Origin of the sequence: Paraburkholderia aspalathi (genome assembly GCF_905220735.1) — a bacterium.
GTDB lineage: Bacteria > Pseudomonadota > Gammaproteobacteria > Burkholderiales > Burkholderiaceae > Paraburkholderia > Paraburkholderia aspalathi.
The window spans coordinates 804748-820098 of sequence record NZ_CAJNBA010000004.1 but is presented as its reverse complement, the minus strand read 5'-3'; the positions used below and the strand labels follow the sequence as shown (position 1 = coordinate 820098).

Here is a 15351-nt window from a genome sequence, read left to right as displayed (position 1 = left end):
CGCTATTCCGGGAAATGGCTCGTCACGAGGAACGCAAGTGCGCCCACCAGAATGACCGGAAACGACCACGTGAACAGCGCCAGCGAAAACGGCTGAACCAGCATCGCCATGCCGGCGCCGATCAGCACGGTGGAGGCCGTTTCGCTATAGCCGCGGCGCAGCCAGCGCCTCTGCGTGAGAACGAAATCACGTTTCATTTGCGCACCGCTCCAAATGTGATACCGCGCAATAGATGTTTGCGCAGCACGACAGTAAAGAAGAGAATCGGCAGTACGAATAGCGTGGTCGCCGCCGCAACAGCGGGCCAATCCTGCCCGCCTTCGCCGATGATGAACGGAATGAACGGCGGCATGGTCTGCGCATCGCCGCTTGTCAGCAAAGACGCGAACGCATACTCGTTCCACGCGAAGATCAGACAGAAAATCGCGGTTGCCGCAATGCCGGTGATTGCCTGCGGCAGCACGACTTTGACGAAGGCCTGCAGACGTGTGTAGCCATCCACCAGCGCCGCCTCTTCGTATTCGCGCGGAATCTCGTCCATGAAGCCCTTCAGCAGCCACACCGCCAACGAGACATTCACTGCCGTATAAAGCACGATCATGCCGGCATAGCTGTCGCTCAGGCCCAACGCGCGATACATCAGGTAGATCGGAATCGCGACCGCTATCGGCGGCATCATGCGAGTCGACAGGATGAAAAACAGCAGGTCGTCGGCGAGGGGGACTTTGAAACGCGAAAAGGCATACGCCGCGAGCGTGCCGAGAAACACCGCGAGGAAAGTCGAACCGAATCCGATCACGAGCGAATTGACGAAGCGCGGCAAAACCTTCGACGGTCCGGCGATCACCATGCCGCGCTTGCGCACGTCGCGCTCATACCAGGTTTGCGCAGGCGGCAGACTGGCGATGAATTCCGGTGTCTGCCGCGAACGGATCGTAAACAGGTTCACGTAGCCTTCCATGGACGGCTGGAACAGCACGACCGGCGGATAGGCGATCGCGTCTTCCTGGGTCTTGAAGCTCGTCAGGAAGATCCACACCATCGGCAAGGTGGCGAGCAATGCATACGTAATGACGGCCGCGGCGGCGAAGCGCTTGCCGCGCGGCGACGACGCCACCACCGAATATTGACTGGCAGTCGGTCTCATCGTTGTTTCACCCGGTTGAGTGCCTTCACATAGATGTTCGCCGCACCGAACACCGTCACGAAGAGAATGATGGCCAGTGCCGACGAATAACCGGTTTGCCACTTCTCGAATGCGGCGCGCTTTAGCGTGATCGACACGGTTTCGGTTACCGAGCCCGGTCCGCCGGAAGTCAGCAGGTTCACCATGTCGAACATCTTGAAGTTCTCGATGCCGCGAAACAGCACCGCCAGCATCAGGAACGGCAAGGTCATCGGCAGCGTGATCGACCAGAATTGCCGCCACGGCGTGGCGCGATCCACTTCCGCCGCTTCGTAGATGTAGTCGGGAATCGAACGCAGACCCGCGAGGCAGATGAGCATCACATAAGGTGTCCACATCCACGTATCGACCATCACGATGGTCCACGGTGCCAGCGAGACGTCGCCGATCATCTGGAACGACCCGGGCGCAATGCCGGTGAAGAAGCTGACGATATCGTTGAAAAGACCCGTTTGCGGTTGCAGCAGAAAGGTCCAGAAATTGCCCACCACGGCGGGCGAAAGCATCATTGGCAGCAGGATCAACGTGGTCCAGAAACTATGCCCGCGGAACTGCCGGTTGATCAGCAATGCGAGGCCGAAGCCGAGCAGCACCTCCAGTCCGACCGACCAGAACACGAAACGCGCCGTGACCTGCATGGCGTACCAGATGTCTTCGTCGGTGAGAATATCGACGTAGTTGTCGATGCCGACAAAGTGCGCCGGCACGCTCGGCATATTCGACTTGAAATTCGTGAACGAGAGACGCAATGCCCAGATCAACGGGAAGATGTTGATGGCGAGTAGCAGCAGGATCGTCGGAAGAATGAACAGCCACGCGATGGTTCTGTCCGATAGCCCGGCAAGGCGCGTGCTCACGCGCGCCCGTGCGCCTGACTCGAGCCCAGCCGGCGGAAAAGGCTTGTTTGCCAACATGCCTGACTCCTTTAAGCTGACCGGCGGCAATCCGTGCAGGCGGCGCCGGTCCAGTCGGGAAACGCGCTAGTTCTTACCTTCGGCCTTGAAGACCTTGTTCCAGTCTTTCACCAGGAGATCGAGCGCTTCCTTGGCCGTGCCCTTATCGGCCACCACGTAATCATGCACGCGCTTTTGCATGTCGAGCAGGAGTTCGGCGTAAGCGGGCTCCGCCCAGAAGTCCTTCACGATCGCCATCGACTTCAGGAAGGCCGGTGCAAACGGGGCGCTCTTTGGGAAGTCCGGGGCATCGACCACCGATTTCGCCGCCGAATAACCGCCCAGCTGCCACCATTTCTTCTGGACATCCGGCTGCGCGAACCATTTGATGTACTCGAGCGCGTCGTCTTTATGATCCGAGTACGAAACGACCGAGATGCCCTGCCCGCCAAGCTGTGTGAACTGCTTCAACTCACGCGGATTGACGAAGAACCCGATCTTGTCGCCGCCGACGTTCGGGTCTTTATAGAGTCCCGGAAAAAACGCAAACCAGTTCATCTGCATCGCCACCTGGCCTGACTTGAACGCGTCGAGTCCTTCCTGCATGTACGCGTTGGTCATTCCAGGCGCCGTGCAACACTTGTAAAGCGCCTTGTAGAACTCCAGCCCCTTGACCGCGCCCGGTGAATTGACAAAGCCGTCCAGGTGATAAGGCTTCTTCGGGTCTTCGTATTCGAAGCCGAAGTTATAGAGCGCGTTGGTCACGCCCATCGTAATGCCTTCGGAACCGCGCTCGGTGAAGATATACGCACCGTACACGGTCTTGCCGTCGATCTTGCGGCCCTGGAAGAACTCGGCGGTTTGCTTGAGCTCATCCAGCGTGGTGGGCGGTTCAAGTTCGCGTTTATATTTTTGCTTGAACTCCGCGCGCAACTCCGGACGCGCGAACCAGTCCTTGCGATATGTCCAGCCGACCGCGTCAGCCATTGCCGGCAATGCCCAGTAGTTCGGCGTATTCTTCGGCCACTCCGAATAACCGACCACCGTCGCCGGCACGAAGTCGTCCATCGATATCTTGTTCTTCACGAAGAAATCGTTGAGCTTGACGTAGTGCCCATTAACCGCCGCACCACCAATCCACTGGCTATCGCCGATGATCAGATCACATAGTTTGCCATGCGAATTAAGTTCGTTAATGAAGCGATCGGCGTAACTGGTCCACGGCACGAACTCGAACTTCATCTTGATGCCGGTCTTGCTCGTGAAATCTTTCGACAGTTCGACGAGTGCGTTGGCTGGATCCCATGCCGCCCAACATAATGTCAACTGCTTGTCCTGTGCTTGCGCGCCTGTCGCCATGCCGAATCCCAGCGATACGATGGCCGCCGCCACTACCCTTGCTGACGTAAGACGTAACATGTGTCTTCTCCTTGTCTTTCTCGGGTCTCCAACCTGATATGGAACAGCGCCCATGCGCCGGGCACCGTGTTTCGGCTCCAGCGGATTCAGACGGCAATCCGCGTGTCGCGAGCTTCAGGCATGCGCATTCTCACGAAGATAAATTCGGGTCTCCGGCGTTGGGATGGCGAGCGCGCCACGCACGTCGTTAAGAAAATTAATCGCGGCAAGGCCGGCCCAGTGCACGATGCCTCGCACGTCCTGATCGAGAATCACATCGATCGCGCGTTCGGTGAGCTGGCTGCGGGTCTCCGCGGTGCATTCATGGCCGATCACAACCAGACGGGTCTTGTCGCCGGATTCCTGCAATGCCGCGGCGATCCCGGAGATGCCGCCGCCCGTTGCATAGACGCCGACCAGATCCGGATGGCGTGCCAGCAAACCCTGAGCGGCGAGACCCGCGCCGTCGTCGTCTTCGGCGAAATCGGGCTCGGCGATCCAGCGCAGATTGCGAAAGTCCTCTTCCAGAACCTGCGAAAAGCCAGTGCGCCGCTCCAGTTGATCATGTAGGCGTGACGAGGCGGAAAGCACCGCCACCGTGCCAATGCGGGAACCGAGAAATCTGCCCATCAACAGACCGGCCGTACGACCGGCGATCCGGTTATCGACGCCGACATACGCGGCGCGGCGGCTCGAGGGCAGATCGGAGAACACCGTGACGACAGGCACGTTCGCCGCGCTCATGTCTTCGATCAGACGTTCTACCCATGGATAGTCGAGCGGCACGAGCACGAGCGCGTCGTAGCCGGCCACCTGTTCGGCGAATGTGGCCGTGTCGCGCTGACTGGAAAAATCGCAGCGATAGAACGAAGGGATGATGCGGTGTTCGCGAAAGAAGCTGGCGGAGAGCGCAATACCGCGCTCGACATGATCGAGAAAGCGCGAGTTGATCTGGGGAAGCACAAAGGCGACGCGAAACGAACCGGCTTTCGCCGGGCGGCCGCGACTCGCGCGTTCGTCGCGCAGCGTGGCCAGCGCAAGGTGAACGCGCTCGGCAGTTTCCGGACGCACGGCCTGATCGTCGCGCAACACACGATCGACCGTGGCCACGCTAACGCCCGCACGACGCGCAATCATCATACGTGTAGCCGGCATGTGTCTCCTCCGGTGCCGAGCCAGAAGTCGTTTTGTTTTATGAAGGTAGCTTTTTCTGTACGAAATGCAAGTTTTTTTACTTCAATAAATCCATCATTTTTGATGGCATGGTGCGACGCACATGAAGGTGTGAAGCAATTGGCAATGCGACGCCGAACGCTCGCTATGCTGAATCACTTGCACCGCACAAGCGTCAGTTCCCATCCGTTTCGATAGCCGGCTCGCACAGAATCGGAAAGTTAACCGAGTTCGCGATATAGCACTTCTCATGCGCCGCATGATGCAAACACCCGGCCAGTTCGAGATCACCGCCTGCCCGAATGACGACATGCGGCCGTAGAACGATCTGTGAAAAACGGCCCTGCTCCGGACTATCGAGCATCGTGCCTTCCGCATTGTCGCGATAGCTCAAAACAACGATGCCCGCATCCGAACAAAGATGCAGATACCAGAGCTTGTGACAGGCGGACGCTGAGGCAACCAGCAGATCTTCCGGGTTCCACCGGTTCGCGTCGCCGAGAAACGCTGCGTCCGATGAGCCGGGAATGTCGGGCTTATTTCCCGCAGTGATGATGTGGTCACGACCATATTCGCGGTATCCCGAGGTGCCGCTGCCGCGGTTGCCTGTCCATTGCACCGATACCGCGTATTTGTGCTCGCCGTACGCCATGCCGATCTCCCTCGCTGTTGACCCGGATTTGATTTCGCAACAGGTGCATTCTAGCTGCGCAAACCTATTTTGGTATACCATTATTCCAAACGACAGGGACCCGACACATGGATCACAAACTGGATTCGACGGCCGATGCCATCGCCGTCTCACTGCGTGAACTGATCGCGACCGGCGAACTGGAGGATGGCGCACGGCTGGTCGAGCGTGAACTCGCCGATCGCTTCGGCGTAAGCCGGGTGCCGATGAGAGAGGCCATACAAAAGCTCGAGGGTGAAGGACTGGTCGAGCTCATGCGCAATCGCGGGGCCGTGGTGCGCACCTTGACCGAGTCGGACCTGGACGAGATTTACGGCCTGCGCATCTTGCTTGAAGGCGACGCCATTTTCCACGCGGTCAAACGCATGGACAGTGAGACGTTATCGCGCGCCGAACTCGTTCATCGGCTTCTGGGAGATGCCGATACCGCGCAAAGACAGGGTGAACTGAATCGCGAGTTTCATGAACTGCTATACCGGCCGTGTGCAAACGGCCGGCAATTGAAAGCGATCCGCGAGCTGCGCGCTCAGGTCGAGCGCTACGAGCGATTGCAAAGCACGCTGCTCGCCGACACACCGGCGTTCCAGGACGAGCATCTCGAGATTCTCGAGGCATGCGAGGCAGGCAACGCTCGCCTTGCGCGATCGATGACAGTGAAACATCTCGCCTCGGCGAAGCGCATTGTTCTGCAGCTGATTCAGGCCGAGTGATTGCTATTGTCCGAACGCTTTTCCCGTTACGTTCGGCGCGCGAGGATCAGGGCTCATATTCAGGCTCGTGCCGTTCGCCCGCATGTTGTTGAGCGCCGGGCCCGATCCAGTGCCGCCAGTTCCTCCGATCACTGGGGCGTGACCCACGGTGCCCCCGCCTGGCATTGGACTCAGCCCGGCCGCGCCGGCCCCCAAACCTGCTCCTTGCCCTGCGCCATTCATCCCACCTGCTTGCAAACCGACCATACCGTTGGTGCTGAGGTTTGCCGATTGAGCGCAAGCCGCGCCCGTCAGACCCATCATCAGCGCCGCGGCCAACATGGTCTTTGTTACGATTCTCATAGCCCACTCCATCATGCCGTCGAATTTCCCGGCCCATGCTTCCGCACATCGTAGCGATGTCGAGCCAACGATGCTCGCAAAGGAACCCGGTCAAACAGTAAGACTGCCCGTCAACCACTTTTGTTCATCGCTGAAATTCAGGGATTGATCGGCGATCGGCGATAATCGGCGGCTCTTTTTCTCGCCCGACACCATGACGAAACCTGCCTTCGCTCCATTTCAGGACCTCGCCGCAATCCTGTTGCCTCACGCGTACGACGACAACGGCGACGGCTCCCACGACACCTCACACTTGCAGCGAGTCTGGAAAAACGCGGCGGCCATCCAGGCGGAAGAAGGCGGCGATGCACAGGTGCTGTTCGCCTCGACGCTGCTGCATGACTGCGTCGCAGTAGAGAAGAATTCACCGCTGCGCGCGCAGGCCTCGCGCCTGTCAGCGGAAAAAGCGGCACGCGTGCTGGCGTCGCTCGGCTGGCCGGACGCAAAAATTCAGGCCGCGGCGCACGCGGTGGAGGCGCATAGCTTTTCGGCCGGCGTCGCGCCGACCACGCTCGAAGCAAAAACGCTGCAGGATGCCGACCGGCTCGACGCAATTGGAATGCTGGGTGTCGCGCGTTGCTTCTACGTGGCCGGCCGGATGGGCCGCGCCTTGTACGACCCGGCCGACCCGCACGCGGCGGAGCGTCCGTTAGACGACACCGCGTACACGCTCGACCATTTCCATACCAAGCTGCTGAAACTCGCGTCAGGCTTCCAGACAGCAACCGGCGCGCGTCTGGCGAAGATTCGCCACGACCGTCTGCAGCGCTTCCTCGACGAATTTACCGACGAAATCTGAGCGAGCCGATCTTCATCGGCAAGTTGTACAAATGCTTACAAAGCAGCATGCGTCCGGCGTCCACCGGCCGCGCTGCTGAGGCGTTATTGCAGGCATCTACCCGCGGAGCCCGCAATGAACACGAACCTCACTTCCAGTAATCCGCAGCGCAACCGCATTCATCCCCTGGTCGCAGGCGCGGCGGTCGCCGTCATCCTTGCGAGCGCCACCGGCATCGCGGCGATGACTGGCCTTCTGCCTACCTCGCGCGCCGTGACCGAGCCCGCGCAGCCGGCCACCACGGTCGCGGCGCAAGTTGCCAGCGCACCGGTCGCCGCGCCCCAGGCGGCCCCGGTTCAGCAAACGGTCCAGCAAGCCGCACCGGCACGGCCACCTGTGCATCACACGCACAGCACGCCCGTCGCGCCGACACCGAGGTACGCAAACAATCAGGGCTACCAGGCACCCTACGAACCCGCGCCGGCAAGGCCGGTTGCCGATCCTTATGCGGGCGAAGTCGTCGCCATCAACACGGTGCAGGCGCCTGAGCCGACTACCGGGCTCGGCGCGCTGGGTGGCGCGGTCGCCGGCGGCCTCGTCGGCAATCAGATCGGCGGTGGACGGGGCAAGATTCTCACCACCATCGCGGGCGCTGTCGGCGGAGGTCTTGCCGGCAACGGGATCGAGCACGCCGTGCGCAAGCAGACCACCTATCAGGTTCAAGTGCGCATGCAGGACGGCAGCTACCGCAACTTCAGCTACCCGACGCAGCCGGACGTCCAGATCGGCGAGCGGGTCCACGTATCCGGTGATTCGTTGACGGCTTCTTAACGGATGAACGCATCTGGCGATTTGCTGACGGCTTCGTGAGATTGTGCGCCGGCATCTCGCCCGATGCCTGCCGGCAAAAATGTGCGGCAGCGCCGTGCGCGTTATGATCAACCGTTACGCCAGAACGGCTGATCGCGCACGATGGAGCATGCCTACATCCACCTTTTGCACCTGCTTGCCGGTCATCCGGCGTGGATGCTCACGGTCGTCTTTCTTGCGGCCTTTCTGGAGGCCATCGCCGTCATCGGCACCTTCATCCCGGGCAGCACCGCGATGTTCCTCGCCGGCGCACTGGCCGGCACGGGTTCACTGAGCCTCGGCTGGGTGTTCCTGTGGGCGATCTCCGGCGCCATCGCCGGGGACGGCATGAGCTTCTGGATCGGTGGCCGCTACAAGAACAGGATCGTCCAGTTCTGGCCGTTCCGCACCCACCCGCAGATACTCGACGCCGGCCACCGCTTCTTTCAGAAACACGGCGCCAAAGGTGTCGTGTTTGCCCGCTTCGTCGGACCATTACGAGCGATCGTGCCGGTGGTGGCCGGCATGCTGGGTATGACGCCGTTGCGCTTCTACTGCATGAACGTGCTGTCGGCACTGCTATGGGCCCCCGCGCATATCCTGCCGGGCGTGGTCTTCGGCGCCTCGGTGCTGCTGGCCGGCGCAGTGTCGTTTCGCCTCGTTGTCATCATCGCGTTGCTGGTCGGCATTGTCTGGCTGAGCTTTCGCGCGATGGAGTTTCTGGTCTCGCATGCGAGTGCGTGGTCTAGCGCGGCGGGCCGCTATCTGGGAAGCTGGGCGTGCCGCCACCCTGGCCCGTTCGGCCGATTCGCGCGGCGGCTGCTCGACCCCGAACAGCCGGATGCCAGCAGCATCTTGTTGACGTCGCTGGTTGTGCTCGCGGCGGGCGCGCTGTTCTTCGGCGTGCTCGAAGACGTCGTCAGCGGCGATCCGCTGGTGAGCGTCGATCTGTCCGTCTATCACTTCCTGCAATCGGTGCGCACGCCTTGGAGCGACACGGTTCTTGCAGGCGTGGCGACACTCGGCAGCGTCTTCACGCTGACGGCGGTGGTCGTGACGGTGGTGGTGTGGATGCTGCTTGAGCGGCGCTGGCGCGCCATCGGCTACTGGCTCGCCGCGGTCGTTTTTTCCCAGTTGCTGATCTTTGCCCTGCAGTTCGCCATGCACCGCGCGCCGCCCAATGAACTCCTGTCCGACGCGTACGTGTTTCCGAGCAATCACGTCGCCGCGACGGTGATCGTCTACGGCTTCCTTGCGTTCCTGCTCGTGCGAAGGGTCGGCATGCTGGAAGGTTTGCTCGTGGCGACCGCGAGTATGGTTGTCGTGATCGTGGTCGCGCTCGCAGGACTTTACTTCGGCAGGTACTGGGTCTCGGACGCCATCGGCGGCGCCGCGCTCGCGTACATGTGGGTAGCCATCGTCTCGCTGACTGCGATATTGCGGTATCCGACCGTGCCGCCCTCACGCGGCTTCATGCCGGTTGTGGTTCTGGTGGTCATGCTCGTGAGCGTGGGCGTGCAACTGAGCATCAATCCCCCGACAGCGCCGCCGGACAACATGCCGCGCCCGCGGCCCGTGCTGGTCACGCAAGCGCAGTGGACCGTGTCGCTGTGGAAGAGACTGCCATGCTATCGCTCGGATATGGGCGGCGACCACAAGGAACCACTCACGCTGCAATGGGTGTCGAACCTCGATTCGATCAAGGGACAACTGCGCGCCCAGGGATGGATCGAAGGCACGGACCTGTCCGCGCGCAGCCTGCTCTCGCTTGCTTCACCGAACGTCGCGGCGACCTCGCTGCCGGTATTGCCGAAGCTGAACAACGGCGTGCCTTCGTCGCTGGTCTTCATGCGTCCCGGCGACACGCGCGACGAACGCGACGTTCTGCGTTTCTGGCCGAGCGGCTATGCCGTGGAGAACGGCGTGTCCTCCACGCCGCTGTGGGTCGGGTCCTTTGCGCATGAACGGCTCTCCCGAGCGTCGTGGCCAATTAACATTCTGCGGGTCGACAAGGAAGAGTCGTCGTTCGACGCGCACACAAAAGCAAGCGCCGACCTCGGCGCGGCGCTTGTGGCCAGGGTGAGTTGTCACGGTGTGCCGGTGTCGCTGCTGGCCTCGCCGGTGGAATGAGCGGCGCGTTGCCGGTGGTCTGCCTGGATGTGCAGGTTCGCCGTACCAATCAGGAAATCGCTCTGCGCTCAATCACTTGGCAGGTTTGGCCAGGACTTGTCCACAAGGATATGAACATTTTCTGTGGATAACCTTACCAAGGCGATCGGGGCGTTGCAGGGCGATGCTACCTCATTGCCTGATACCTTCAGCCTGGATGTGCAGCACCGTTTGCATCCTGAAGCCGTACGTCTTGCCCATGTCAACGCCAAAATCCGACCGGTCGAAACTCGCGGTCGATTCCGTGCCGCACACTTCGCGTTTGAGCAGCGGGTTCTGGAAGCACTTGAACGATTCGATCTTCAGATTCAACGGCTTTGTCACGCCGTGCAGAGTCAACTCGCCGATCACTTCGACCGGCACATCGCCCTTAAACGTCATCGACGTGCCCTTGTAAACAGCAGTTGGGAATTGAGTGGCATCGAAGAATTTCGAGCTCTTCAACGCCGTATCCAGCGCATCGTTGCCGATATCCACCGACGTCATGTCGATTGTCGCTTCCAGCGTGCCGGTTCTGGCTTCGCGATCGATCGTCACCCTGCCGCTGCTCTTGTTGAACTTGCCGCGCCAGATCGAGACGCCGCCGAAGTGATCGGCTTCAAAGCTTGGGTACGTGTGCGTGGGATCCAGTTGATACGTGGTCTCCGCTGCCTTTGCGCCGAATGATGTGCCGGCTGCCAAAGCAGCGATCGCTACGGTCAAAAATTGCTTCTTCATTGTGATTCTCTCCTGGGTGTTCTGAGCGGTTTGCTGCTTATTTTTTGGCTTCGACAATGTGAAACCTGATCAACACTTCGTCGGCGACGACCGACGTGTCTTTCCATTCGCCTGTGCCGATGTCGAACTGGCTACGCTTGATCGGCAAGGTACCGTCGAAGGTTTGCACCGCACCCTGCTGCGTGACGCTGACCGGCACCGTCACGTTCTCCGACTTGCCCTTGATGGTCAGCTTGCCGCTGACCTTGAACTGGTTGCCGCCGGCCGGTGCAATAGAACTCGAGACGAATGTGGCATTGGGAAACTGCGCCGAGTCGAACCAATATTTGCCGCGCACCTGCTGGTTGTAGCTCTGGTCGCCGAGATCGTAGCTGGCGGTGTCGATGCTCAGTTGCGCGCTGCCTGCCGTCGGCCTGGCCGGATCGAAGACAAGCTGCGCAGTGAACTTCCTGAAGGTCCCGTCGACAGGCACGTTCATCTGCTTCGAGGTGGCGGTCACCGTGCTTTTCGACGTATCGACCTGCGCATGCGCAACACCCAGAAAGGGCAACATGGCAGCTGTGGCGACCAATATCAGTTGATGGAATCGGGATTTCATATAGAACATATTGTTATCCTAACAATGCAATCGAGCAAAAAAATCACATTTAGAACAGGTGTCGAATACCCAGCATCGCACCGGTTTGACCCACGCCCGGCAATGGCGTCGAAGCAGGCGGAACCACACCGCCGTCAATCGAGAACGCTGCGTTACGCTGGTTAAACACATGCCCCGCCGTGACGTACACCGCAGTGCCCTTGGACAGGAAATACATGGCGCGCGCGGCGATCACGGAGCCCCCGGCGTCATTGTTCACGGTGATATGGCCGAACTGTGCGTCGAGCGAAATATATGGAACGGGCAAATAGGAACCACCGACCCACCAATAGTTGCTGGTCGCGTCGAAAATTTTCGGCGTCTGCACGCCGTGATTGATCCGGTGCTGGAATCCCGCGCCAAGAGTCGAATTGCCAAACTTCACGTAGCCGTCGATGACGGCGCGTGTATCGTTTTGAGAGCTAAGTGGCAAGGGCGAGCCGGTGCCACCCCCACCGTAGTTGCGATCGATGGCCGCTGCCGCACCCCATTTCCCGGCGTCATATTTCACCATCGCGGACATTGATTTGCAGGCCCGCCAGTCAGTCGGCGATTGGCCGGCGCACCCTCCGGCCGGCGCACTATCGGCCACGTCACGTCCCAGTGAATACATCGCGCTCACAGTCAGTCCCGACGACGTGAAGGTATAGGCGATCGAATTGTCGACGCGCGGCTGGGTCAAGTAGGGGTCAAGATCGGCGGCGGCAAAGATATTCGGCGCCAGCGTGTCGCCCGTTAATACCGCCCAAAAGATTTGCGAATATTGCCGCCCGAGGGTCAACGTCCCCCACCGCCCCGCGAGCCCGACGTAGGCCTGCCTGCCGAACAGACGTCCGCCTTGATTCAACGTGCCCTGTGCTGGAGCAAACCCCGACTCCAATACAAAAACCGCACTCAGACCACCACCCAGATCCTCTTTGCCACGGAGGCCCCACAGCGATGGCAGCGATGCCGTGAGAGACGGCATGTGCACCGAGCTGGATTTTTGAGCACCGACGTTCGTCACATATTCAACGCCGGTATCGATGATCCCATACAGGGTGACGGAGCTCTGCGCATACGACACGCCCGACACACATGCCGCAAGCGACGGAAGCGTCCACCAAAACAGCCGGTGCCATGAATGGCCACCTCTGGCCCAATTCAACCGTGCGCTCATTTTCTCGTCTCCAATGTTGTTGAAATCTCAAGACGACGGCACCCCTGCGCCGTCGCGCGTCGAGTCTGCTGCGTGGGGCTGACCGATACTGATTTGCTTCGATTCATGCGGCTCGGTCAGCCGCTGCTGATCGAGCCCATTGCGCGGTTTGCGTTGCTATGTCCTGTCACCTTCGCGGCGAGATCATCGACGGCCTGCGGGAGCCGATCTCCGCGCCACGCGACATGCATGTCGGGCCGCACGAGGATCAGGTCGCGCTCATAGACGGTGCGAAGCGCCGAATCCGCGAGCACGAGCACATCGAGCGGCGCGCCGAGCGTTTCGAACGCGGCGAGCAGCGGGCCTGCATCATGCCTACCCGCCGTGTCGATCAGCGTGTAGCGCGCCGGCCGCAGCCGGTCCTGGACCGCGCTTCCGTCCTTGAGCCACATATGGGGAAGCCGCGCGCCCGGCCATGTGGTGGGAAGATAGGCCCGCAGATCGTGCTGCGGCCCTCCCGGTACATTGTCGATAACAGGCGAATCCACATAGCGATAGCCCAGTTCCGCGCCGATCATCTCGTTCGACTTGCGCTGCTCCACGTTCGCCACAACGGCCAGGTGAGCACGAGCAGTCGTGCCTTCGGGCGTGTCGTCTCCGATCTCCGGGCGTACCTCGGCCAGCCAGGCGCGATACCCAAGCGACGCGTAACGCGATGCGCCGACGACCCGCTCGCCAATCTGGCGCCGTTCGACTTCATAGGAGGCCAGCAATCCCGGGCCGCCCCACCCTTGCAGCGTGGCGGCCAGTTTCCAGGCAAGGTCGGTGGCGTCGCCAACGCCAGTGTTCATGCCGAGACCGCCCGTAGGAATCACGAGGTGCGCCGCATCGCCCGCGAGAAACACCCGTCCTTTTCCATAGCGTTCGGCCAGCAGCAAATTCTGCCGCCATTCCGCGCAATACAGCATCTCGTAGGGCAAGGCAACGCCGATGATCCGCTCGAACATCCGCCGCATCTCGTCATCGCTTTCGACGGCGGAATGAATCGTCCAATGTCGTGTGGAATCCTGCATGATCATGAACGTGGGAGGTCCGCCCGCCATCAGGTAGTGCCGCCCCCGGCTCGGCCCGTTGCCAATCGGAAGCTGCTCGTAGAGTTGCTCGCAGTAAAACAGGCCCTGTCTCAGCCGCGCGATGTCGCCCTCGCCTTCCAGACGGATGCCCAGTTGCTTACGCACGGAACTCGCACCACCGTCGCAGCCTACGAGGTAAGCGGCCTTCAATGTTCTTCTCGCACCGTCGGCGGCATTGACCGCCACCAGAACACCATCGTTCTGCTCGGTGAATTCCAGAAACGTCGTGCTCCGCATCACCGTGACGTCCGGCAATTGCTCGGCCACCTCAAGAAGAAGCGGCTCTAGTGTGTACTGCGAGATCAGCTGATAAGGTTCGAGCGGAAGGCTGCCGTCGTGGCTCTCGTGCGTGAGCGCGCGAGCCTCCGCCACCGTGGGATAGGGCAAGCGCAGAATCGCAGGCTCCGTCATGGAGCGGATGATCTGGATGTCCATGGGGACGTCTTCGGGCATGCCGGCCGCCCGGATGCGATCCGCGATATCAAGCCGCCGGAAGATCTCCATGGTCCGCGCGTTGCAACGCTCCATCTTCGGCAAAAACTGCGGCTCCGCCTTTTGCTCGACGAGCACACACGCTATACCGCGCTTGCCGAGGTCGATCGCAAGTGTCAGTCCTACCGGGCCAGCGCCGACAATGATGACTTGAGTGTCCAAATCCGATCTCCGTTCGTATAGATCGTCACTGCAATTATTATTTTTATTAGCAATGCCAATGAAGTGATTGAAAGACCAACGTTGAATCTTTCATGTCCAGCCAGGATCGTTCGATCCGACTCCTCCCTCACGTCTGCACCAGTTCAGCGTATGACGCGTTGCTCACCCGGAACGAGGCGGTCTATCCGAATTCACCCGGGTAACATTTATTTGATTTTTCAACTACATTTGAAGTGGAGTATAGTTGATTTTTCAAATATACGTACCCATGTAAACCCGCAACCTACCGATGACCATGAAGACACCGAAGCGACCGCAAGAACTCGAACAGGCGATTCCGTTCCTGCTGACACGGGCCGGAGGCCGGATGGGAAACGCCTTCGCGAAGGCGCTGAAACCGTTCGGCCTGAACCTCAGCGAGTGGCGCGTCTGTGCCTCGCTGCTGTACGTTCCGCACCAGACCTTGTCTGAACTATCGGTGCATGCGACATCGGATATTTCCGCGCTGTCGAGGATCATTGATCGTCTTGAAAGCCAGGAGCTGGTCAAGCGCGAGAAGAGTACGACGGACGGACGATCAATCAGGATTGCCCTGACGAGCAAGGGCGACGAACTGGCGCTGCGCATCGTCCCGGTCGCGAAGCAACATGAGTCGGTGATACTGAGCGGTTTTACGGTAGACGACGTTCAGGTGCTGCGCGCCATGCTGCTCAAGGTGTACGAAAACGCCGGCGCGCTTGATGACCTTGTTTAGCCCGACTCGATCGCGACCGACGTGTCGTTCTTCTTCCATCTGCCGATCGGCGTTCATCTCGAAAAGCAGTTATAATTGAGCGCGTAATCA

Annotated in this window: 16 protein-coding genes; 5 read left to right on the top strand and 11 right to left on the bottom strand. The window is 60.3% G+C overall.

Features of this window, described 5'->3' with window-relative positions; all coding sequences use genetic code 11:
* Nucleotides 1–2: 2 nt before the first annotated feature.
* The 6 genes from KHO30_RS26445 to KHO30_RS26420 all read right to left on the bottom strand — a co-directional run bounded on the left by KHO30_RS26445 (nucleotide 3) and on the right by KHO30_RS26420 (nucleotide 5302).
* The gene (locus KHO30_RS26445; protein WP_054039222.1) at nucleotides 3–197 is read right to left on the bottom strand and encodes a hypothetical protein; all 195 of its coding nucleotides are present in this window, start codon (nucleotides 195–197) and stop codon (nucleotides 3–5) included.
* Entirely contained in the window at nucleotides 194–1147 is a 954-nt protein-coding gene (locus KHO30_RS26440; protein WP_211702793.1) for a carbohydrate ABC transporter permease, read from the bottom strand. The genes KHO30_RS26445 and KHO30_RS26440 overlap by 4 nt, the downstream gene beginning before the upstream one ends.
* Nucleotides 1144–2100 carry a carbohydrate ABC transporter permease gene (locus tag KHO30_RS26435; RefSeq protein ID WP_211702792.1) on the bottom strand — a complete coding sequence of 319 codons (957 nt, stop codon included), beginning with the start codon at nucleotides 2098–2100 and terminating at the stop codon, nucleotides 1144–1146. The genes KHO30_RS26440 and KHO30_RS26435 overlap by 4 nt, the downstream gene beginning before the upstream one ends.
* 66 nt (nucleotides 2101–2166) lie before the next feature.
* Nucleotides 2167–3498, bottom strand: a complete 1332-nt coding sequence (locus tag KHO30_RS26430; protein ID WP_054039216.1) for an ABC transporter substrate-binding protein — start codon at nucleotides 3496–3498, stop codon at nucleotides 2167–2169.
* Between the two features lie 114 nt (nucleotides 3499–3612).
* Nucleotides 3613–4632 (bottom strand): LacI family DNA-binding transcriptional regulator, encoded by a 1020-nt coding sequence (locus KHO30_RS26425; RefSeq protein ID WP_200651320.1) that lies wholly within the window; start codon nucleotides 4630–4632, stop codon nucleotides 3613–3615.
* A 193-nt stretch (nucleotides 4633–4825) separates the two neighbouring features.
* Nucleotides 4826–5302 carry an OsmC family protein gene (locus KHO30_RS26420; RefSeq protein WP_093632815.1) on the bottom strand — a complete coding sequence of 159 codons (477 nt, stop codon included), beginning with the start codon at nucleotides 5300–5302 and terminating at the stop codon, nucleotides 4826–4828.
* A gap of 107 nt (nucleotides 5303–5409) precedes the next feature.
* On the opposite strand from KHO30_RS26420, the gene KHO30_RS26415 reads away from it, so the two are divergent.
* Nucleotides 5410–6051: a GntR family transcriptional regulator gene (locus tag KHO30_RS26415; protein ID WP_211702791.1), complete on the top strand. Its 642-nt coding sequence runs from the start codon at nucleotides 5410–5412 to the stop codon at nucleotides 6049–6051.
* 3 nt (nucleotides 6052–6054) lie between these two features.
* Here the strand turns inward: KHO30_RS26415 and KHO30_RS26410 are convergent, their stop codons facing one another.
* Nucleotides 6055–6393: a hypothetical protein gene (locus KHO30_RS26410; protein ID WP_211702790.1), complete on the bottom strand. Its 339-nt coding sequence runs from the start codon at nucleotides 6391–6393 to the stop codon at nucleotides 6055–6057.
* Between the two features lie 193 nt (nucleotides 6394–6586).
* Here KHO30_RS26410 and KHO30_RS26405 point away from each other — a divergent pair, with 193 nt between their 5' ends.
* From KHO30_RS26405 to KHO30_RS26395, 3 genes are all read left to right on the top strand, one after another.
* Nucleotides 6587–7231, top strand: coding sequence for an HD domain-containing protein (locus KHO30_RS26405; protein ID WP_093632818.1), 645 nt, complete (start codon nucleotides 6587–6589; stop codon nucleotides 7229–7231).
* A 114-nt stretch (nucleotides 7232–7345) separates the two neighbouring features.
* Nucleotides 7346–8041 (top strand): glycine zipper 2TM domain-containing protein, encoded by a 696-nt coding sequence (locus KHO30_RS26400; protein WP_093632819.1) that lies wholly within the window; start codon nucleotides 7346–7348, stop codon nucleotides 8039–8041.
* Between the two features lie 141 nt (nucleotides 8042–8182).
* The gene (locus tag KHO30_RS26395; RefSeq protein ID WP_211702789.1) at nucleotides 8183–10189 is read left to right on the top strand and encodes a bifunctional DedA family/phosphatase PAP2 family protein; all 2007 of its coding nucleotides are present in this window, start codon (nucleotides 8183–8185) and stop codon (nucleotides 10187–10189) included.
* Between the two features lie 171 nt (nucleotides 10190–10360).
* Here KHO30_RS26395 and KHO30_RS26390 read toward each other — a convergent pair whose 3' ends face one another.
* The 4 genes from KHO30_RS26390 to KHO30_RS26375 form a co-directional block, all read right to left on the bottom strand.
* Nucleotides 10361–10945: a YceI family protein gene (locus KHO30_RS26390; RefSeq protein WP_093632821.1), complete on the bottom strand. Its 585-nt coding sequence runs from the start codon at nucleotides 10943–10945 to the stop codon at nucleotides 10361–10363.
* 37 nt (nucleotides 10946–10982) lie between these two features.
* Entirely contained in the window at nucleotides 10983–11543 is a 561-nt protein-coding gene (locus KHO30_RS26385) for a YceI family protein (RefSeq protein WP_211702848.1), read from the bottom strand.
* A 49-nt stretch (nucleotides 11544–11592) separates the two neighbouring features.
* On the bottom strand, nucleotides 11593–12741 hold the full coding sequence (locus KHO30_RS26380) for a porin (RefSeq protein ID WP_211702788.1): 1149 nt from the start codon (nucleotides 12739–12741) through the stop codon (nucleotides 11593–11595).
* Between the two features lie 116 nt (nucleotides 12742–12857).
* Nucleotides 12858–14507, bottom strand: a complete 1650-nt coding sequence (locus KHO30_RS26375; RefSeq protein ID WP_211702787.1) for an FAD-dependent monooxygenase — start codon at nucleotides 14505–14507, stop codon at nucleotides 12858–12860.
* A 289-nt stretch (nucleotides 14508–14796) separates the two neighbouring features.
* Between KHO30_RS26375 and KHO30_RS26370 the strand changes: the two genes are divergently transcribed.
* Nucleotides 14797–15261, top strand: coding sequence for a MarR family winged helix-turn-helix transcriptional regulator (locus KHO30_RS26370; RefSeq protein WP_342345975.1), 465 nt, complete (start codon nucleotides 14797–14799; stop codon nucleotides 15259–15261).
* The last annotated feature ends 90 nt before the right edge of the window (nucleotides 15262–15351 follow it).